The sequence below is a fragment of the Deltaproteobacteria bacterium genome, assembly GCA_009692615.1.
In the GTDB taxonomy this organism is placed as follows: domain Bacteria; phylum Desulfobacterota; class Binatia; order UBA9968; family UBA9968; genus DP-20.
Map to the genome: position 1 here is coordinate 1 of SHYW01000093.1, position 20,534 is coordinate 20,534.

Below are 20,534 nucleotides of genomic sequence, written 5' to 3' on the forward strand. Positions count from 1 at the left end.
GGCCTCAACCACGGTGATCTCGCTGCGATATACTCGTTGAATTACGTCTAGTCGTTTCTCGTCTTTCATTGTCAGGGTTGTCATCCTTCCACCCTGACATAATTACGTTGCCGTTAACCCCTGACATAATCACTTTGCTACAACACACGTGAAGTTAGCGCTTGACCGCGCGCTGCCGGCAACTTTATAGTGGCCCATCATGATTCGCGCTGGAGTTGGGCAATCAAGTCGCGCGTCCACGGCTCAGGCGGTTGAGGAAGCTCTCGACCTGGCGTTGGCGCAAGCGGGATCGGCGCAAGCCGATGCTGCGGTGGTTTTTTTTAGCGTCGAACACGCCGCCCCCGAACGGGAGTTGGCCAAAGCGTTGGCCCGGCGCGCCGGCACCGAGCGCATCGCCGGTTGCAGCACTTCCGGCATGCTGACTTCCGCTGGTGAAATCGAGGGCGGCCATGGCTTAGCTGTCTTAGCGATAAGTTCCGATCAGTTTGAATGCCGGCCGTTTCTCTTCAAACCTTTGCATCAACGGGAGAACCAACTCGGCGCCGAGCTGGCGAGTCTTATGGCACCGAGCCCCGCGCCGGGCGCGCTGACGGCGCTGTTTCCCGATACCTACAACGGCCAGGCGCAGCGGCTTTTAGAAGCGTTGCACGACGAGCGCGGCTTTACTCCCGTGGTCGGCGCGGGCGCTTCGGAAAGCGGTTTGGCCCAGTCGACCTATCAACTGGGCAGCGCGGGTGTAGTCAACAACGCCGTGGCCGGCGTGCACTTTAGCGGCGCGTTTCACAGCCACATCGAAATCACTCAAGGCTGCCAACCGATCACCGAGCCCATGGTGATTACCAAGGCGACGCGAAATTATATTTATGAGATCGACGAGCGGCCGGCGCTGGAGGTGTTCGCCAGCGTGCTCAAGGGACCGCTCGCCGAGGATCTGCGCCGGGCGCTGATGGTTTTATTCGTCGGTCTGCCGGCGGACCGCTTGGTCAACAGCGTGGCGGCGGGAAAATACTTGGTGCGCAACATCATCGGCATCGATCCCGACAAAGGGATTCTCGGCGTGTCCGAAGAGGTCAGCGAAGGCGAGTCGATGATCTTCGCTATGCGCGACGGCCAGCGCGCGCGCGAAGATTTGAGTCAGATGCTGCAACGGCAAAAGGACAATCTCGGCGGCCGCAAGCCGGCCTTCGGCTTTTATTTCAACTGCTGCGCGCGGGGCAGTTCGCTCTACGGCATCCCCGGCATCGATTCCGCGTACATCAAGCAGGCGCTCGGCGATTTCCCTTTGATCGGCATGTTCGGCGGCTACGAACTCGCGCCGCTCGGGAGAGCCAATCATTTGTTCGCCTATACGGGTGTGTTGGCGCTGATCACAGAATCGGAGTAATCGAGCGATGGAATATTGGAGTATTGGGCCGGAATCCGGACCATCACTCCAATTAGGTTCCCCTGACCCTTTTGCGTTTGTTGTTGAGATAATCGACCATGATGTAGTTGCCCATCTGGTCTGGGGTGGTGTAGAAGACCCGGCCGGTGTTCATGCGCGAGAGCTGGTCGACGAACCCTTGGCGGTAATAATCGGCGCCCAGCATGAACGTATTGATCTTGATGCCGCTCTGGGTGCAGCGCTTCACTTCTTTCAACGTCTCGTGGACGATGCGGCCGTGCAGCATCGCCGAGCCCCAGCCGCTGTGCAGTCTGCCGCCGCGGTCGAGGGTCGCCGCCGTCGGTTCGCCGTCGGTAATTAAAATAATTTGCCGGTTGGCGGCGCGACTATTGTTGCCGAGCAAATTGCGCGCGAAACGCAGCGCTTCTTTGATGTCGGTGCCGTGTTCCATGAAATAGGTCAGCGATACGATGGACGGCAAGTCTTCGGCTTGGATTAGTTTGGCGTTGGAGCGAAACGCCACCAGGTGCAAGGTGTCCTGGGGATACTTGGTTTGAATCAATCGATGCAGCGCCAGGGCGACTTTTTTGCCGGCGTGCAGCGCGTCGTTCATCAACATGGAATAGCTGACATCGATCAACAGGGCGGTTTCACTGACCGTCGAATACTCGACGCGGTTGACCGAGAAGTCGTCGGGATGGATTCTCAGCGGCTCGCCAGGCTTGCGTTTCTCCAGGGCGTTCATTACGGTTTCGCTGATGTTGATGTTCATCGGGTCGCCGTATTCGTAAAGCTTGGTCTCCTCCAAGTGCTCGCCCTGGGAGCCGCGCGCCGATGTGTTGTGGTTGCCCGAGCGGCTTTTGTTGAGCATGTGAAAAATCTCGCGCAGCGCCTTGTCGGCGATCTTGCGCATGCCCTTGGCGGTCAGCTTGAGGCCGTGGCCGCCGCGCATGATGTAGCCTTCTTCTTCGAGCATCTGTTCGACGTTCTGCAAGTATTTCAAATTTTCGTAGGCTTCGTCGCCGAGCAATTCGCGCAGTTCGTCGAGATTCAATTCCGATGGATCGCCCATGCCGCGCTGGCCCCAGCGGAGAAATTTTTCCAGACCGCGCAATTGACTGAGAATCTGGCCGGCTTCGCCCGTGCCCATGCGCTGCGAGCCTTGGAACGGGAACTGATTCATCAGCTGTTCCAACTGCTGCATCTGATTCATCATGTCGCTCATCTGCTGCAGCTGTTCCTCGCTCATGTTGCTCATGTTTTCCAACATGCTTTCGAGGTTGTTGATGGCGTTGTCCATCATGCTCGGCAGGCTGTTCAAGAAATTCTCGTCGTTCAACAGCTCGCTCATGCGGTCGAGCATGTCCATCAACGATTGGGGATTCTGCTGCCCGCTCATGTTGGGCTGGCCCTGCTGCATGCCGCGCTCTTTGATCTGATTTTGCAGCCGTTGCTGCAATTCTTGATAGCGCTGATAAGCCTCCGACATTTTCTGGTTCATCTCGTCCATGCGGTCCGAGAATTTGCCCGACATGCGCTCCATGAAGTTGCGCATCTGTTCGTTGTAGGCTTCCATTTTCTCGGCGAGCTTGGCGAGCTTTTCGCTCATCGCCTGCTGTTCTTCGGGCGTCAGCTTGAAAGACTCGGGCGAGTATTTATTGAGCAGTTCGCGGCGCTTTTCATCGGCTTGGCGCAGAAAGTCGCGCATGCCCTTGACCGAGCGTTGGCCATCTTCGGAGGTAAAGCCGCGCCGCATCAGGTCGCGAAGCGCGCGCCGGACCCCTTCTTCTTCGAGCAAATGGTCGGACAGCTGATTGAGTAAATCGTTGGTGGTCGGGAAGAGAACCTGCTGTGTGCCGTCCCATTCGGTGTAGCGGTGGACTCTCATGTGTCAGTGACTATAGCGCAGTTTGGACATCTGTCAAACCGAAAAACCGGCGCTTCAGTCCGGGTGTGCGAGGAGTTCGATGCGGTATCGCGCCACCCCTTTGGATTTGTCCGAGACTTCATATAAATGTTGATGTGAACTCAACGTCATGAACACCTTTGATTACGTCATTATTGGCGCCGGTTTTGCCGGCGCCGCCACCGCTTACCATCTCGCCCGGCGCGGCGTCGGCAATATTTTGCTGTTGGAGCAAGAGAGCATTCCGGGATTTCATTCCTCGGGGCGCAACGCGGCGATGCTGCGCCAGTGCGTGTCGGAACCGGATTTGACTAAATTGGCTCGTGCAGGCGCGAACTTTATCCGTCATTTGCCGAGCGACTGGCCGGAGCCGGTGCCGTTCAAACAAAACGGCTCCCTGTTGCTCGGTAGCGGCGCCGGTTGGAAGAAACTTCAGCGTGACGCCGAAGTGGGCTTGAACGCCGGCATTGAGATGGAGCTGTGGACGCCGGAGCAAGCCAAACGCCGGGTGCCGGTGTTGCAGCAAGCGGAGTTCGAAGGCGCGGCTTGGTGCGGCACCGATGGTATCGTCGATATTCACGCCTTGCTTTCTGGTTATTTGAAATACGCCGCTACGAAGGGCGCGCAGATTCGTTACAACCGCGCGGTTCAATCGGTGCAGTCAGTGGATGGCATGTTGGAATTGACCACCGGCAAAGAAATAATTAAGGCCAAGGTACTGGTCAACGCCAGTGGCGCTTGGGCCAATGTCATTGCCGAATTGGCCGGCGCCAAAGCGCTGCCGCTCAAACCTTGCCGGCGCCATCTGTTCGTCTCGCCGCCGATGGATTGGGTCGATCGCGCGTGGCCGTTTGTCTGGGACGTAACCCATGACATTTATTTTCGCCCGGAAGGCGAAGGGTTGTTGCTCTGCGCGTGCGATCAAACAGAATTGGCGCCCGGCGATGCGCCTGTGGACGACAGCGTCAAAGAAATGTTGGCGGAAAAAATCGAACGCTTCATGCCGGCGCTAAGCGGTGTCAGCATCAGCCGCGGCTGGGCCGGCATGCGCACGCTAACGCCGGATGGCCGCTTCGTCATCGGTTGGGATTCGCACATCGAAAATTTTTTCTGGGTCGTTGGACTGGGCGGGCACGGTATGACCACCAGCGCGGCGGTGGGCGAATTGGCGGCGGAACTTCTGCTTGGCGGTCCGGGAAAAAAATCCGCCCCGTTCACGCCGGAACGATTCGCGTGAGGAGGGTCGGTGAAATGATGCGCAGATTAATGCCCCGTTCGGAAATGGTTGAAATCCCTCGCCCCTTCATCGGCGTTCAGGACAAGCTTCAGGCGAAGAAAGGTTTTGTCATGCCGGCGAAGGCCGGCATCCATCTACACTTTTGGTGCAGTGCCAAAAAAAACCTGGATTCCGGCCTGCGCCGGAATGACGGAACGGAGAGTCGACTTTTAGTCGACGAATTCAGAATCCCTCGACTTAAAGCCGAGGGTTGTTCAGTTTTGTTGATGGTTCTTATTTCTCTAGTGTGCGCCGCTGCGGTCCATGGCGCCCAGCCGACCAAGTTGCGCTTCTCCTATTCGAGCCGGAGCAATTCGATTGCGCCCTTTCAGATCGCTTTGACCAAAGGATTCTTCGCCGAGGAGGGGATGGACGTGGAGATGATCCAAATCAATCCCCGGCTCGGCGCCACGGCGCTGCTCAATGGCGACATCGATTTCACCACGACCTTCGGGACGACGTTGCGCGGCGTCATCGGCGGCTTTCCGATCAAGTTCGTCGCCGTATCGGTGCGCAAGTCGGAACATTTTTTGATCGTGCGGCCGGAAATAAAAGAGCTCCGCGAACTGGTCGGCAAGAAGCTCGGCGTGGCGACCTTGTTCGGTTCGGACCAGCGCGCCGCCGAAGAGATGGTTCGCGGACGCGGCTTTTCGCCCAACATCATGAAGCCGGTGGCCGTCGGCGAGGCGCCGGTGCGCGCCCAAGCCTTGCGCGCCGGTGTGGTCGACGCCATCGCAGTGTCGTCGCCCTTCGATCTGAGCCTCCAAGCAGAAGGCTTTCGCGCCTTGGCCGGACCGAAGGATGTCGAAATGGCGCTGCCGACTTCCGGTATCGCCGTGGCCAGCCGCTTGCTGCAACAAAATCCCCAGCATGTGAAGCGCGCCGTGCGCGCCTTGATGAAAGCGCACCGTTTTGTTTTCGATAACCGCAAAGAAACGGTGGCGCAAATGATTCGTTACTTGGAGCAAAAGCCGGAAGTGGCGGAGCGCTCCTACGATATTTTGTCGTTGTCGCTCAGCCGTAACGGCGAGATCACCGATCAAGAATGGGATCTGCTCACCGAGAAAAAGAAGCCGGTGGACGAGGTGCGCGACTTCACGCTGCTGCGCGAAGTGCAGAAGGAATTGAAAATTCGTTAACGAGGTGAATCATGGCGATGACTATCGAACGGGGTAAAAAATATTCGACTCAACAGGCCAAGGCGATCGTCGACGGACTGTACACTCAAGTTCGCCAGCGCTGGGAGGAGCGGGTCAATCAGAAGCCGTTCATGCAGCAGTTGATGGCGGGCAAATTGCCGCTCAAGACTTTACAATTATTTTTTCGCAACTGGGGCGCCTATACCATTGAAATCAACACGCTGACCGCCTGCACCTATCACAAGAACATTACATTCTTGAAAGTTAACCGCGATCTGATGGGGCCGCTGGGCGAGAAGATCGCCGATGAATTTATTCATCCCAAGCCGCCGGGCCATTTTCTCGTCATGATGGAAACCGCCAAAGCTTTGGGCTTGAGCGAAGATGAAGTCTTTGCTTCGTCGATGCTGTCGGAGTTTCGCGGCAAGATCGATTTCATGCGCGGCGTGGTTTACGAGGGCTCGGCTGCCGAATGGTACGCCGCGGTGACCACCGAAGAGCAGATTGGCCACTGGTCGGCGGCTTGTTACAAGGCGCTGACGACGCACTACGGCTTCGACCGCGCCAAAGCGACTTATTTCGCGACCCATGTGGAAGCGGACTTGGAAGAACATGAAGAAGGCGTGATGGGCCACGCGAGTTTCAACCGCATGGCGCTCCAGCGCTTGCTTGAAACCGGCATGGCCGACGAGCGTCCGACTTACGGCTTGGAATACTGTGCCATGACTTCAGTGGATTTGCACGGCGCGATGTTGCGGGCGGCGTTGGAAGAGGCGGAGCGGGGGTAGGGGAGATTGGAGTGATGATGTGTTGGAGTTGTGGAGTGATGTGAAGAAAATTATTCACCACGAAGGCATGGTTCGACGCGACTCACCACAGGCTCCGGACACGAAGGTTTCGGAAGAATAATATTCCGACCTTCGTGCTCTTCGTGTCCTTCGTGGTGAAATAAATTTTGTCAATTCATTTCGGAGGTTTATATGATGGAACAAGTTCGAGGCGTGGTGTTGCCCAGTCCGACGGTGTTTCGCGACGACGGTAGTGTCGATGAAAAACTGATGCGCGAGTTGACCGATTGGTTCGTCGCCTGCGGCGTGCAGGCATTTTTCATTCTTGGTTCCTACGGTCAAGGCGCGGCGCTGAGTGCGCCTGAGCGCAAGCGCGTCGCCGAGATCGTCGTCGAGCAGGTGAAGCATCGCGTGCCGGTGGTAGTTCATATCGGCGCGGTCGATCCCTACACCGCGATCGATTTGGGCAAGCATGCGAAAGCGATCGGCGCCGAAGCGGTCGGTCACGTTGGGCCGTATTATTACGCCGATCGTTCGGAGTATGAGATCGTCGAGCATTTGAAAATGGTCGACCGCGCCGTCGGCATGCCGATGTTGATCTACAACAACCCGCGCTATTCCGGTTACAACATTCATCCGGCGTTCATGGCGCGTTTGGTCGAAGCGGTGCCAAACATTTTCGGCGCCAAGTTGGCCATGGGCAGCGTTGATGAAGCGATGGCGTACATGAAACTGGTCAAGGCGCCCTTCGCGCCCTACGCCTTGGCGAGCAATTTGGTTTCGGCTATGTCTGTCGGCGTCGCCGGTACCATCAGCCCACCGCTGGCGGTGACGCCGGAGATCGGCGTCGAGCTGGTGCGCGCCATCGATGCCGGCGACGCGGCGCGGGCGCTGGCTTTGCAGAAGGATGTCATTCGCATTCACGATCTATTCTTGCGTCTCGCCGGTCCGTTCGGCAGGACAATTTATTGCGAAGCGATGCGGCTGCGCGGCTTCGACGTAAAAATGTATCCGCGCTGGCCCTCCAAACCGCTCAGCCGCGAAGCCTACGATGAACTGCGCGATTTGTTCAGCGAATTGAAAATTATCGGCGCGCCGGCGCGGAGCGCTTAATTAGGACCCTCACCCTTCCCTCTCCCATCGGAATGGGCGAGGGTAAGATCTTTAGGAGAGACTTTTGGTGATTACGAAACTTAGTCAGAAAAATTGGCGGCGCGATGTGACTTTGGTTGTCGCGTTCATTGTGAATTCGCTGATCGCGTGGCCAGTGGCGGCGCAGGAGCGCGTGCGCATCGCCTTGTCGGTGCGCAATGTGGTGTTTCTGCCGTTTTACTACGCCAAGGAAACGCGGATCTTCGAGAAGCATAATCTCAGCGTCGAGTTGATCCAGATGCGCAGCGACTTGCAAATGGCCGGCGTGGTTTCCAACGAGATCGACTACACGCCGGCGATCGGGCCGGCGACATTTCCGGTGGCCAACGGCGCCCCGCTCAAGGGCGTCGCGGTGCTTTACAAAGCGCCGCTGTTCTCCTTGGCAAGCGCGCCCAACATTGCCAATGCTAAAGAGCTGGAGGGCAAGAAAGTTGCCGTGTCGCGCATCGGTTCGGACAGCCATCGCTTCGGCTCGCAACTCTTGGAAATCGCCGGCGCCGATCCCAAGAAGGTTACCTTCATTCAAACCGGCAGCACCACCGTCAGTCTGACTTCTTTGCAGCAAGGCGTGGTCAATGGCGCGGTGTTGAGTCCGCCGTTCACCGGCATCGTCGCCGAGAAGGGCTTTCGCATTCTGGTGCGCAGCCGGCAATTGATCGATTCGCCTTGGCTCGGTTTAGTTGCCAACAAAAATAAATTGGAAAAACAGCCCGAGCAGGCGCGCAACGTGTTGCGCTCCATGCGCGACGTGATCGCGGCGATCCGGCGCGACAAGCCGGGGGTGGTCAATTACATCGTCAAGAACTTCAACGTCAGCCTCGCCAACGCGACGGAATCCTATGACGACATCGCCGGCGTGATCATCGATTCGATGATCATGCGCGACGAGCAGATGCAAAAATATCTTGACGGTATCTTTCAGCGCGGTGAATTGTCCAAGCCGGTGTCAGCCAATGACATGTTCGATTTCTCGCTGCTGCGCAATTTGAAATAGTTTGTCCGGCATCCACCGACGAAAGGATCTTACCATGGCAGATCAACCGACTCTTTCTCTCGCCGCCGGCTATCACCTGCGCGCCAAGGCGCTTTGCGATGGCCGGGTGAAGCTGAAAAACTTCGAACTCAATGCGCTCGCCTTCGAGAACGACGGCGAAGGCCATGACGCGTTCATGGCGGGCAAGTTCGACGCCGGCGAATTCTCCCTCGCCATGTATCTGGCATTGAAGAGCCGCGGCGCGCCGTTCATGGCGATCCCGGTGTTTCCCAACCGTAAGTTTCGCCAGTCCTACATTTTCGTGCCGGAGAATTCGCCGCTCAAAGAAGCGGCACAATTGAAGGGCAAAAAAGTCGGCATCCCCAGCTGGCTCAACACGGCGGGGTTGTGGGCGCGCGGAATTTTGAGCGACGAGTACGGCGTCAAGGCGCAGGACATTCATTGGATCATGCCGCACAAAAATAAAGTCGATGTCACCCTGCCAGCGGGCACGCGGCTCGATGTCGTGGCGAGTGAAGAGTCGTTGGCGGGGCGCATGCTCAAGGGCGAGTTCGACGCCATCATCGTGCCGGATTTTCCCGACGAGAAAGGCTGGCGCCGGCTGTTCGTCGATTCCAAAGCGGTCGAGCAAGACTTTTTCAAACGCACCGGGATTTTTCCGACCAGCCACGCGATTACGTTTCACGCGGGGTATTTGGAAAAATATCCGGAGGCGGCGCAGGAAATGTTCGACGCTTGCGTGGCGGCGAAAAATCTTGCGCTACGCGACGATGCCGATGCGACGTATTCCAACTTCGTCTGGAATCGCCAGGTGTGGGAGGAGCAGCAGGCGGTGATGGGTGCCGATCCGTGGAAGTTCGGCATTAAAAACAACGAGAAGGTTTTGCACACGATCGTGCGGTTCGCCGGCGAGCAAGGGCTGTTGGCGAAGCCGGTGACGTTGAGCGATTTGTTCGCGTCTATCGATGAAACGAGTTGACGATTTCTTAACCCTCGCCCATTGGGAGAGGGCAGGGTGAGGGCAAGGGCGACCGCCGGTCGCCTCTACAAGAGCCTTTACGCCGAATGCGCCCTCACCCCTATCCTCTCCCAGAGGGAGAGGAAGTAAGAGTGGAAAAGGAAACTAGGAAAGACTTTTTAAATGGCGATCACCACACATGAACATGGCGGCCACGGCGATCATGGCCACGATCACGAAGGCGCCGTGGGTCCGCATACGCATTTGACCAGCGTCGGCATCGATATCGGCTCGTCGACTTCGCACTTGATGTTTTCGCGTTTGTTGATCGGTTATCCGTCGGTGTTGCAACGCAAACCGATGGTGCTCGAACGCCATGTTATCGCGCGTTCGCCGATTTTACTGACGCCGTTTTCCGGCGACTGGAATATCGAGGCCGAGCCGCTGCGCGAACTCGTGGATGCGACGTTTCAAGAAGCGGGTCTGTCACGCACCGACATCGACACCGGCGCGGTGATCATCACCGGCGAGGCGGCGCGGCGCGACAACGCGGCGAAGATCGCCGAGCTGTTCGCCGACGAGAGCGGCAAATTCGTTTGCGCCACCGCGGGGCCGACGTTGGAGACGATTATGGCGGCGCATGGCTCGGGCGCGGTGTTGGAGAGCCGTGCGCATGGCGGCGCGCTGCTCAACATCGATATCGGCGGCGGTACGACCAAGATTAGCGTCATCGAGAACGGCAAAATTCTCGCCACCACGGCGCTCAACATCGGCGCACGTTTGGTCGCCTACAACGGCGCCGATGAAATTATCCGTTTGGAAACCGGCGGGCGACGCTTTCTCGCCGCGCTGGGAAAAAATTTGGGTTTGGGCACAAAATTGGATGAAGATCTGCGCCGCCAGTTGGCCCGCCGCATGGCCGAGGCGCTGTTCGCCGCGGTTACCGGCGGCGATTCGCCTTGGGATGATTTTTATGTGGGCGCGGGCTTGGGGCCGTTGCCGAAGATCGCCGGCGTGCTCTTTTCCGGCGGCGTGTCGGAATATATTTACGGCCGGGAAACGATGTCGTTCGGCGATCTCGGGCCTTATCTCGGCCGGGAGATTCGTCGCATCGCCGATCAGCATGACTGGAATATTCTCGACGCCGGCGAAGGCATTCGCGCCACGGTGATCGGCGCTTCGCAATATACCGTGCAGTTGAGCGGTGAAACGATCTTCGTTCCACCGAGCATGAAACTGCCGGTGCGCAATCTGCGGGTTTTCGTCGTGCACGCCGACTGGCAAGCGCCGGTGGCCGAGCGCGTCACCGGGGCGGTTAGCAAAACTCTTGGCGCGCGCGATCCAGAAGTGCGCGGTACGCCGTTCGCACTGGCGTTCGCGACGCCGGCATTTGTCGGTTACGGCTCCGTTCAAGACATGGCGAAAGGTATCGACCGCGCCTTCAGCCAACTTGCCGCGGACGATCGGCCTGTGGCGCTGGTGTTTGGCCAAAACGTCGGTCAAGTGGTCGGCGGTATGTTATCGGCGAAATGGAACATGCCGTGCATCGACGAGGTGACCTTGTCGGAGTTGGATTTTATCGATGTCGGCGAAGTCGTTGCCGAGGAAGGTTTCGTGCCGGTGGTGATTAAGAGTTTGGCTTTCGGTGTGTGAGCTCTTCCAAGGAATGGGAAGGGTGCTTTACATCGGAGAAAGATTGACCGGTGGTTGGACAGTGCAAACTTGCATGTGTTAAAAACTGTAGGTGGCTTTAGTCACTTAGATGACGGTGGATGGTGTGAGATTCTCGGGTTAAGATGATTCACCACAGAGCGCACAGAGATCATAGAGCGCAAGATTCGGAGCTGAAAATATGGCGGATGGTTCGTTAAGTTTGGAAGCGATGTGGGAAGAGTTGGTACGGCTGTGCAACGCGCAGTTTGCGTCGCCGCAGTTTGCCCGCATGCTCGGCACGAAGTTTAGCCAGAAGCGGGCGCAGCAGTATTCGATCCAGATGGCCTATTACGTGCAGAACCGGCGCGACTGCTGGGGCTACGTGCAAGGTTCGGCGCCCCTCGATATCAAGCAAATGGTTTGGCGCCATGAAGAAGACGAGTTGATCGGTCAGAAGGCTCAAGGTAAGGTCGATCACATTACCCTGGCGGTGAAAGAGGGCGAAGTGTTCGGCCTCAAGGCGGAAGCGTTCGAGACCACGGCGCGGCTCGAAGGCGGCGAGGTTTGTTTCAGCGCTTGGATTCGTTTGGCGCAGCGCTCGTGGCTCGAAGCGATCGCCGCTTCGGCGATTCTCGAAATGCGCAACTCGGGGGAATTGATCCAAGGCGGCTCGTTGTCGCGCCGCATCGGAGAAATTTTTCAGCGCGATCTCGGCATTCCGATGAAACAACAGATCAACAACGCCGAGCATGTCGTGATGGATGTCGAGCATGCGCACCTGCTCATGCAAGTGGCGCGTAAATATGCCACCACGGAATCGGCGCGGCGGGAGATTCTCAGCGGCGCGCGGGAAAGTTTAGTGATCGATCGCGTCTACCGCGGCCATTTGGCCGAAATGTTGGAAGCGTTGCCGTAGCCCGGCTCTAGCAGGCTACTGAAAAAAGCGGAACATGCTTCGACAAGCTCAGCATGAACGAATTTTTCTCAGTGATTTCAAACTCTGATCCGTTCGTCCTGAGCCGGTCGAAGGACTCCGAGAGGCTTTTCAGCCCACTGCTAGGCAAAAATAATTTTGGAGGAACCATGGGTTTAGTGAAGGATTTGTGCGGCCAGTTGGACCAGATGGTCAACGACCAATTTAGCAGTATCGAATTCACAAGTTTTCTCAACGTGCCGCTTACTCTAGACCGCGGCCGCTTCTATGTCGTCCAGAACGCGCTGTACACTAGCAACCGGCGCGACTGTTGGGGCTATGTCCAAGGCGGCGCGCCCCTCGAAGTGAAGCGGGTGATCTGGGAACATGAGAGCGACGAGCTGATCAACGATCCGCGCGTCGGCATGGACCACTTTAACCTGACCGTAAAGCAAGGCGAAGTGATCGGCCTCAAGCGCGAGGATTTCGAGAACGTTCAAGTGCCGGCGATGGTGCAGGCCTGCTTTCACGCTTGGCATCATATCGCCATGCGCGGCCACTGGCTCAGCGCTTATGCCGCTTCGCATATGCTCGAGCGGCGCAACAACGGCAAGATCGTCAAAGGCGGCGGCATGTCGTTTCGGGTCGGCAAGAAGTTCGAAAACGAGCTGGGTATCAGTTTGAAAAAAATGATCTCCCTCGACGTGCACGTGGCCGCAGACATGGACCATTCGGACAACATTTCCGAAATGTTCGAGCGCTACGTCAAAACCGCCGACGACGCCGAGCGGGTTCTGGAAGGGGCGCGGGAATCCATGGCGATCGATCGCGCTTATCGCGGCGCCTTGGGCTTCTACTTGGAAAAAATAAATTAACGAGGATGATGAGAGTATGAAAAACTTAAACGAAGCATCGGCATATTCCGCCAAGAGTCCCTACGAAATTTACCAAGAGTGGGAAGAGATCCCGGTGCACAAAGGCTTCATCGTCGAAGATCTCTTGGCGTTGAAGCTCGGCGACTGGCAGCGCAGCGGGGGCAAGGCGGCCTTCGTCAATCAAGACGGCGCCGGCGGCATGTGCGACACGATGGTGGAGGAAATTCCACCCGGCGGTCAGTTGAAGCCGCAGCGCCATATGTACGAGAAAGCGGTGTTCATTCTTTCCGGTCAAGGGGCGACGACGATCTGGAACGACGGCGGCAAGAAACATACTCTGGAATGGCAAAAGGGCAGTCTGTTCTCGACGCCGCTCAATACCTGGCATCAGCATTTCAACGCCCAAGGCAGCGAGCCGGTGCGCTTGATTTCCCTGACCGATGCGCCGGTGGTGATCAATCGTTACCGCAATCTCGATTACATTTTTAAAAACAATTTCGTTTTTGGCGATCGCTACGAAGGCGGCGCGGATGCGTGGAACGGCGCCGGCGGGCGCTACTTGGGTCCGGAGATCAAGCGTGGCCGGGTATGGGAGTCCAATTTCATATCCGATCTATGGGCCTTCGAGCCGAAGGATTACAAAGAGCGCGGCGGCGACAATCGCACGACGCTTTTTGAATTCGTCGATAACACGATGAGCGCGCACATCTCCGAGTTTCCAATCGGCAAATACAAAAAGGCCCATCGCCACGGCGCCGGTGCGCATATCGTCATGCTCACCGGATCGGGTTATTCTTACCTATGGCCGGACGGCGAATATGGCACGAAGCGGCGCGTCGAGTGGGGCCGCATGAGCATGTTCACGCCGCCGATGCAGTGGTGGCACCAACATTTCAATTCCGGCGCCGAACCGGCGCGCTATCTGGCGCTCAAGCCCTGGGGATTCAAATTCAAAGTCGAAGATCTCAAGGATACCGGCGAAGACGTTAAGAACGGCGGCGCGCAGATTGAGTACCAAGATCAGAATCCGGAGATTCACAACATCTTTCTCGGTGAGTGCAAAAAAAGCGGCGCCGAGGCGCGCATGCCGATGTTCGCGGCGTAGTTGAATGAGATTTTTTACTACCCCTGGGGCGAAGTCTTATGGTAATATTTTTAAAATGAGCGGCTTCGCAGTATAGCGCCGGATCATGAGAGCGGAAAAGTTGAAGCAGTTAAAATCAAACGCGGGCATGACCCTACTTGAACTGTTGATCGCCATGGCGGTGATCGGCTCATTGGCCGCCATCTCGATCCAGGAATTCAACAATCACCGCCGCCGCGCCATCGATTCGTCGATGCGCGGCGAGCTGCGAAACGCGGCCATGGCGATGGAGAGTTACTACGGCGAAAATCTCGAGTATCCCGCGTCGTTATCGTCGATCCTCTTGGTCGGTTACCGCAACACCGCTTCGGTGACGTTGACGATCACGGTCACTTCACCGTCGAGCTACAATCTCAATGCCGCCCGCGCCGCGGGAACCCAGGCAAGTTTTACCTTCGATAGTGCCACCGGACTGATCAACTGACGCCGCAGACATTTTGGGTCTTATGGCACCGCAGAGGCGCGGAGGGCGCGGAGTAGGGATTTGTGATTAAAATACTCCGCACTCTGTGATCTCCGTGCCTCCGCGGTGTAATCTTCTTCCGAGAAAAACGCAACCACCAAGTTTTTGAATCATCGCGGGATGCTTCGTCGCCGCGTGCTCCGCCCGCCGCCGGCTACTTTGCCGTGCGCAGGAAGTAGGTTTGCCCGGTAATATATTTTGCCGCGTCGGACAGCATGTAGCGGACCAAGCCGACGATCTCGAATTTATGCGTCAGACCGTCCATCAGCGGCGGGATTTCTTCGCGCTTCTTAAACGCTTCGTCGGTGAAGCCGATGCGCGACATCGGCGTGTCGGTGGCGCCGGGGCAAACGCAGTTGACAGTGATATTGTTGGGCGCAAGCTCCATGGCGAGGGATTTGGTGAACGCGATAACCCCGGCTTTCGACGCCGCGTAATGGGCCGAGCGCGCCTGGCCGGCGACGCCGCGTCCCGATGCGATGCTCATGATCCGCCCTTCGCCGCGCGGGATCATATGTTTGGCCGCCGCTTGGGCGCACAGAAAAACGCCTTTCAAATTGATCCGCATCAAGCGGTCCCACATCGCCTCCGGCATGTCGATGATGGCGACGCGATCCATGACGCCGGCGCCGCAGAAGATGTAGTCGACCTGGCCATACTTGGCGATAGCGCTTTGCATCATCGCGGCGACGCTGGCCGGATCGCCGACGTCGACCTGGACGGCGATGGCGTTGCCTTTGGCCGCGTTGATCTCGGCGGCGACCTTGTCGGCGCCGTCTTTGGCAAAGTCCGCAATTACCACGTTCAATCCGTCGGCCGCCATGCTGCGGCAGATATCCGAGCAGATGCCGCCGGCGCCGCCGGTGACGAGAATTGTCTTGCTCATGTTGCCCTCGCTTTGGTTAGATTTTAGTTGACGCTATCATTAGAAATCGCCGCGGGTCAACTCAGCTCGCCCATTTTCGACCGAGGAAGCGAAACAGATTGGTCGCCAAGCGCGTCAACATGAGCGCGCCGATGGCGCTGACGATGCCCATCAAGCCCCAATTGTATTGCCCCGCCGCCCAGGCGATCGGCAGAAATAGGCAGAGGCCGCCGGCCAGCATGGCCCACATGAGATAGCGGGTGTCGCGGGCGCCGATGAGCAGGCCGTCGAGAACGAAGACTATGCCGTTGAGCGGTTGGAACAAGCAGACCAGTAACATGATTTTTACCGTGAGTAGCGCGATGACTTCGGCGCTACCGGTGAAAAAATCGACGATGAATTGCCAAGCGGTTAGAAACCCGAGCGCGAAGAGCATACCGGTCGCCAATCCCGCCAGCGTCAACGTCACGCCCATGCGGTTGGCCGATTTCACTTGTCCCTCGCCCAAAAATTTCGCGGTCAACGCCTGGCCGGCGATGGCCAGGCCGTCGATGACATCGGAGCAGAGCATGAAAAGTTGAAAAATAATTTCATAGGCCGAGAGCGTCGCCGCGCCCATGCGCGCGGCGCTACTGGTGGCGAACACTAGCGACAAGCGTAAGGCGCCGGTGCGGATGGCGAGATCTTGGCCGATGCGAAACAGCGGCCGTAATCCAGCGCGGGTGATGCGCCATGGGACGGCGCGGTATTCGGCATTGTGCTCCGAGGTCAGAAAGAGCGTGAGATAAATCATCGCGCCGCACAGCTGGGCGAAACAGGCCGCCGCGGCGGCGCCGCTAAGCCCTAAAATGGGTAACCCGAAATGGCCGTAGATCAGTCCATAGTCGAGGACGAGCTGGATGGCTGTGGTGACGAAGGCGATCGCGAGCGGAGTTCGGGTATTTTGAATGCCGCGCAGAAAACCGACGGAGCAGTAAACCATCAGCGTCGCCGGCGCGCTGGCGATATAAAGACGAAAATAGCCTGCGCCAGCCGCAACGACGGCGTTTTCCGCGCCGAGCCAGCGATACAACGATTCGGCAAACATGTTGCCGGCGGCGGCGACGGCGAGTCCGCCGACGAGCGCGAGAAAGAGCGCGTGGAGATAAGTTTGACCGCAGCTTTTTTTGTCGCCGGCGCCGAAATGAAGACCGATCAGCGTGGTCGTGCCGAAAGTCAAAAATGCGAAGACCCAGTAGACGCTGCCGATGATCGCCGCGCCAATCGCACGCGCCGCAAGCGCTTCAGCGCCCAAACGGCCGATCATCGCGGTCTCGCTGATGTTCAATATTGGCAGGCTCGCCTGCGCGAGTATGGCCGGCAGGCCGAGCGCGAGAATTTCGCGGAGATGAGAGCGCGACACGGGGATTAACTCAAAATGCAAAATGCATAATGGAGATTGCAGAATGGCCGAGTCGGAGCGCGATGATCGCAGTCGTTACTAATTTTGCATTATGCATTTTTCATTCTGCAATCTGCATTGATTCAGTTCATCTGTCTGGCATCGCTGGGCGCGATGGTCCACGTGACGGTGTCGGGATGGATGATCCGCGCTAGCATTTCCAGACCGTTGACCAGGCGCGGTCCGGGGCGGCTGAAGTAGGCGTTGCCGTTAAGCGCGAAGACGTTGGCGTTTTTCACCGCGGGAAGATCGCTCCAGCCGGGCAGGGCACGGAGCGGCGTCGCTTCTTTGATCGTGCGCCGGACATCGAAGCCGCAAGGCATGAGCAAAACAACTTCCGGCTGGGCGTCGACAATTTGATTCCACTCGATTTTTGCCGACGGCTCGCCGGCGCGGCCGATGACGTCGACGCCGCCGGCCAAGGCGACCATCTCCGGCACCCAATGGCCGGCGCTGTAGAGCGGTTCGAACCACTCGAGACAAACCACTCGCGGTCGTTTGTCGGGCTCGCGCGCGCCGACTCGTTCGATACGTTGGCGCAAGTTTTCAACCAATGCCGCCGCCGCCGATTGGCGTTCGGTGGCGGCGCCGACCGTGGTGATGTCGTCGAGTATATCGTTCAAGCTGCGCGGATTGAGCGAAATAACTTTTGCCGGGTGCGTTAAACGCTCTGCCGCTTGGACCACTTGGTTGTAATCGAGGGCGCAAACTTCGCATAGCCCCTGAGTGAGAATGATGTCGGGGGCGGCGGCGTCGAAGGCCTGGGCGTCAATCGTGTAAAGGCCGGTGCCGGCAGCGAGAAGTTCGCCGACCTTGCAATCGATTTCGCTGGTGCTCATGTGTTGGGCGTCGATGGCGCTGTGGACCATGACGGATTTTTGTTTGGCCTCGGCGGGGAAGTCGCATTCATGAGTGACGCCGACGATCTGATCGCCGAGGCCGAGAGCGTAGGCAATTTCTGTGGCGCCAGGAAGCAGGGAGCAGATGCGCATGGGTAGATGATTAGCTGATGTGGTGCTGAGCCGCAACCAAGGCGGCGAAGAGATTCACCACAGAGGGCACAGAGATCACAGAGGGATAATTCGGAGTCGGAGGATTGGCCGCAAGGAACGCAAAAGCCGCAAAAAAATATTCAATCGCCTGTTCGGCTCAGATCCCCGCGTACCATTCGTAACCTTGGTCGGGCCAGTAGCCGCCTTTGCCGTCGGCGATTTTTTCGAAGCTGGCGACGAATTCCAAACTCTGAATGTATTTGGCTTGCTTGTAGCCCAACTGGTTTTCGACCCGCAGGCGCAGGGGCGCGCCGTTGGCTACCGGCAGCGGTTTGTCGTTCATTTCGTAAGCTAAAATAGTTTGCGGATGGACGGCGTCGATCAAGTCAATGCTTTCGTAATAATTGCTGCCGTCGCTATCGGCATCCATGCAGCGAAAGACCACATACTTGGCGTCCGCGGTGGGCTGCACTTTTTTGACGATTTCTTCCAGGCGCACGCCTTTCCATTTGGCGATGGCACTCCAGCCTTCGACGCAGTCGTGCCGGGTGATCTGGGTGCGTGACGGCAGGTTTTTTAAATCGGCGAGGGCGAAACTCGCCGGCTGCCGCACTAGCCCTTTTACTTCAAGCTTCCAGTCGTTGAATTGGTTCCCCGCCAATGTCGCGTAGTCGACGGTGATCGGCGGCGGATTGCCGTTGCTGCGAAATTTCGCCGAGATATCTTTTTCGCTAAACTCTTGGGCGAGCTTGCCGCGGCTCGCCAAGAGTCGCTGCACGCGGCGGTTGGCTTTTTCGGCGGAAGCGAGCAGCGAGTTGACCTTGTCGTTGCGGCTGAGCGCGTTGAAGGCCTTCTCACAGCCGGTGAGCCACAGCAGACCGGCGCCTTGCAGCGCGCCGAGTAAAAGGTTGCGGCGGGAAAACGCGGCGTTGAGCTTTGCCATTTGTTTCTCCAGAGCTTACTTCGCCGGGTTGGCGTCGTGGCCGGGAACTTTTTCTTTGTACCAGCCGGTGATCATCGAGCGCATGTTGTTGAAAAATCCTTGGGTGATGACCATGAAGACGTGGCCGCCGACGAAGGAGAGAATGCCGAAGGCGAGCAGAAAATGGATCGTGCGCGCCGACTGGCGGCCGGTGAACAGCGCCGGCATCCAGTTAAAAGCGACGTTCAATTGCGGCGACATCGCCATGCCCGAGAGCAAAATCAACGGTGCGAGCATGACGAAGACGCTGGTGTAAGCCATTTTTTGCAGCGGATTGTATTCGCCTTCTTGAGGCGAAGTTTTGCGCAGCTTCATATAGTCAGCGATCATCGCTGGGATCTTCGCGGCGTCGCGGGGTGTCAGCAAAAACTTTTTCATATGGCCGACGGCGAGGTTGTAGAGGATGTAGAGAAAGCCGTTGATGGCGAACAGCCAGCCGAAAAAGAAATGCCAGCGGCGCGCCCCGGCCAGCGAATAATAACCCGGCACAGTCAGCCAACTGGGAAACGCGCGCTCGGTTACGCCGGTGGCGGTCCGCTGCACGCCGAGGACGCCGGTGGTGTCGACCTGTTTGCCCAGCACTTCCACATAGCCGCGCGCTTCGCCATTTTTTTCACTGGAGCCAATCGTCAGCAGCGCTTTGTCCGGTTCGGAAGTGTGGCCCCAGTACAGATGCGGATGAGCGTTGAAGATCATCAGGCCGGACATCAACAAGATCATCAGCGCCAGCGCATTGGCCCAATGAGTTAGGCGGGTGATGCGATTGTGGCGATAGACGAGCGGATTTGTGGACATTGGAGCCTGCCTTTTGTTTTTGGAGATAGGACTTACGGGATTTAGATGACCGCTGGCCGCGAAAGGATGCAACTTAGGCGACGCCCTTGCCGAGTTCCGTCGTGCACGGACATTGATCGGGAAAGCGCACGCAGTCGAGTTCGGCTTCGGCATTGGCCTTAGTTGGTTTGGGTTGTCCTTGGGCCCGCAGCCGCTGAGTGGCAGACAACCAGAATATCACCATCGCCAAAGTCAGCCAGGCCATCCAACTGGTGTCCAGCGGGCCGTTTGCGTGGCCGCCCGGCGCGACTTTCTGCACCCATAGATAAAGCCCCAACGCGGCGAGCCCCTCGGCGACGCGTGCGCCGATGCCGTCGACGGCGATTTTTACCAGCGAGCGTTCGCCGGCCTCCACCGGGATGAACGCTTGCTCCCAAATTGACCGGTGCACCGACGAGCGCAGGCCGCCTTCGGTGACGCGCAGCACCGCCAAGCTAAACGCGGTGGCCGCGGTGCTGGCGAAACCGGCACCGCCGATCAAGGCGAAGGGTAAAATCATCAGGCCGCCGGCGACGCCGATTTTGTTTTGAATTCTTGGCGTGACGAAGAGTTGCAAGAGCAGCGAGCCGAAATTGAGCATGATATAAAAATTGGCAAAAAAGTTGGCGTTGCCTTTGGAGCCCATGCCGTGTTGTAGCAAAGTGATTATGTCAGGGGTTAACGGCAACGTAATTATGTCAGGGTGGAAGGATGACAACCCTGACAATGAAAGACGAGAAACGACTAGACATAATTCAACGAGTATATCGCAGCGAGATCACCGTGGTTGAGGCCG

Annotated in this window: 19 protein-coding genes; 12 read left to right on the plus strand and 7 right to left on the minus strand. The window is 57.7% G+C overall.

The annotated features are described in order from the left end of the window. The first annotated feature begins 199 nt into the window (after positions 1–199). On the plus strand, positions 200–1,384 hold the full coding sequence (locus EXR70_19110) for a hypothetical protein (GenBank protein ID MSP40602.1): 1,185 nt from the start codon (positions 200–202) through the stop codon (positions 1,382–1,384). A gap of 52 nt (positions 1,385–1,436) precedes the next feature. Here the strand turns inward: EXR70_19110 and EXR70_19115 are convergent, their stop codons facing one another. Beyond that, entirely contained in the window at positions 1,437–3,272 is a 1,836-nt protein-coding gene (locus EXR70_19115; GenBank protein ID MSP40603.1) for a VWA domain-containing protein, read from the minus strand. A 148-nt stretch (positions 3,273–3,420) separates the two neighbouring features. Between EXR70_19115 and EXR70_19120 the strand changes: the two genes are divergently transcribed. From EXR70_19120 to EXR70_19170, 11 genes are all read left to right on the plus strand, one after another. Next, positions 3,421–4,527 carry an FAD-binding oxidoreductase gene (locus EXR70_19120; GenBank protein MSP40604.1) on the plus strand — a complete coding sequence of 369 codons (1,107 nt, stop codon included), beginning with the start codon at positions 3,421–3,423 and terminating at the stop codon, positions 4,525–4,527. A 14-nt stretch (positions 4,528–4,541) separates the two neighbouring features. After that, positions 4,542–5,705 (plus strand): ABC transporter substrate-binding protein, encoded by a 1,164-nt coding sequence (locus EXR70_19125; protein MSP40605.1) that lies wholly within the window; start codon positions 4,542–4,544, stop codon positions 5,703–5,705. A gap of 11 nt (positions 5,706–5,716) precedes the next feature. Next, the gene (locus EXR70_19130) at positions 5,717–6,493 is read left to right on the plus strand and encodes a hypothetical protein (protein MSP40606.1); all 777 of its coding nucleotides are present in this window, start codon (positions 5,717–5,719) and stop codon (positions 6,491–6,493) included. A 192-nt stretch (positions 6,494–6,685) separates the two neighbouring features. Further along, on the plus strand, positions 6,686–7,606 hold the full coding sequence (locus tag EXR70_19135; GenBank protein ID MSP40607.1) for a dihydrodipicolinate synthase family protein: 921 nt from the start codon (positions 6,686–6,688) through the stop codon (positions 7,604–7,606). Between the two features lie 64 nt (positions 7,607–7,670). Further along, positions 7,671–8,639 (plus strand): ABC transporter substrate-binding protein, encoded by a 969-nt coding sequence (locus tag EXR70_19140; GenBank protein MSP40608.1) that lies wholly within the window; start codon positions 7,671–7,673, stop codon positions 8,637–8,639. Positions 8,640–8,673: 34 nt separating this feature from the next. Further along, on the plus strand, positions 8,674–9,618 hold the full coding sequence (locus EXR70_19145) for an ABC transporter substrate-binding protein (GenBank protein ID MSP40609.1): 945 nt from the start codon (positions 8,674–8,676) through the stop codon (positions 9,616–9,618). Between the two features lie 162 nt (positions 9,619–9,780). Beyond that, positions 9,781–11,250 (plus strand): hypothetical protein, encoded by a 1,470-nt coding sequence (locus EXR70_19150; GenBank protein MSP40610.1) that lies wholly within the window; start codon positions 9,781–9,783, stop codon positions 11,248–11,250. 199 nt (positions 11,251–11,449) lie between these two features. Next, a complete protein-coding gene (locus tag EXR70_19155; protein MSP40611.1) occupies positions 11,450–12,166 on the plus strand; it encodes a hypothetical protein in 717 nt (238 codons plus the stop codon). A gap of 53 nt (positions 12,167–12,219) precedes the next feature. Next, the gene (locus EXR70_19160; protein MSP40612.1) at positions 12,220–13,038 is read left to right on the plus strand and encodes a hypothetical protein; all 819 of its coding nucleotides are present in this window, start codon (positions 12,220–12,222) and stop codon (positions 13,036–13,038) included. Positions 13,039–13,054: 16 nt separating this feature from the next. Continuing rightward, positions 13,055–14,143, plus strand: coding sequence for a cupin domain-containing protein (locus EXR70_19165; GenBank protein MSP40613.1), 1,089 nt, complete (start codon positions 13,055–13,057; stop codon positions 14,141–14,143). Between the two features lie 85 nt (positions 14,144–14,228). Further along, positions 14,229–14,606 carry a prepilin-type N-terminal cleavage/methylation domain-containing protein gene (locus EXR70_19170; protein MSP40614.1) on the plus strand — a complete coding sequence of 126 codons (378 nt, stop codon included), beginning with the start codon at positions 14,229–14,231 and terminating at the stop codon, positions 14,604–14,606. A gap of 193 nt (positions 14,607–14,799) precedes the next feature. Here the strand turns inward: EXR70_19170 and EXR70_19175 are convergent, their stop codons facing one another. The 6 genes from EXR70_19175 to EXR70_19200 all read right to left on the minus strand — a co-directional run bounded on the left by EXR70_19175 (position 14,800) and on the right by EXR70_19200 (position 20,399). Further along, the gene (locus EXR70_19175) at positions 14,800–15,531 is read right to left on the minus strand and encodes an SDR family oxidoreductase (protein MSP40615.1); all 732 of its coding nucleotides are present in this window, start codon (positions 15,529–15,531) and stop codon (positions 14,800–14,802) included. A 61-nt stretch (positions 15,532–15,592) separates the two neighbouring features. After that, the gene (locus EXR70_19180; protein MSP40616.1) at positions 15,593–16,984 is read right to left on the minus strand and encodes an MATE family efflux transporter; all 1,392 of its coding nucleotides are present in this window, start codon (positions 16,982–16,984) and stop codon (positions 15,593–15,595) included. Positions 16,985–17,034: 50 nt separating this feature from the next. Next, positions 17,035–17,943, minus strand: coding sequence for a cobalamin-binding protein (locus EXR70_19185; GenBank protein ID MSP40617.1), 909 nt, complete (start codon positions 17,941–17,943; stop codon positions 17,035–17,037). Between the two features lie 157 nt (positions 17,944–18,100). Next, positions 18,101–18,886: a molybdopterin-binding protein gene (locus EXR70_19190; protein MSP40618.1), complete on the minus strand. Its 786-nt coding sequence runs from the start codon at positions 18,884–18,886 to the stop codon at positions 18,101–18,103. A 15-nt stretch (positions 18,887–18,901) separates the two neighbouring features. Next, complete coding sequence (locus tag EXR70_19195) at positions 18,902–19,720, minus strand: hypothetical protein (protein ID MSP40619.1); 819 nt, start codon at positions 19,718–19,720, stop codon at positions 18,902–18,904. A gap of 73 nt (positions 19,721–19,793) precedes the next feature. Next, positions 19,794–20,399, minus strand: a complete 606-nt coding sequence (locus EXR70_19200) for a hypothetical protein (protein MSP40620.1) — start codon at positions 20,397–20,399, stop codon at positions 19,794–19,796. Positions 20,400–20,534 lie beyond the last annotated feature (135 nt).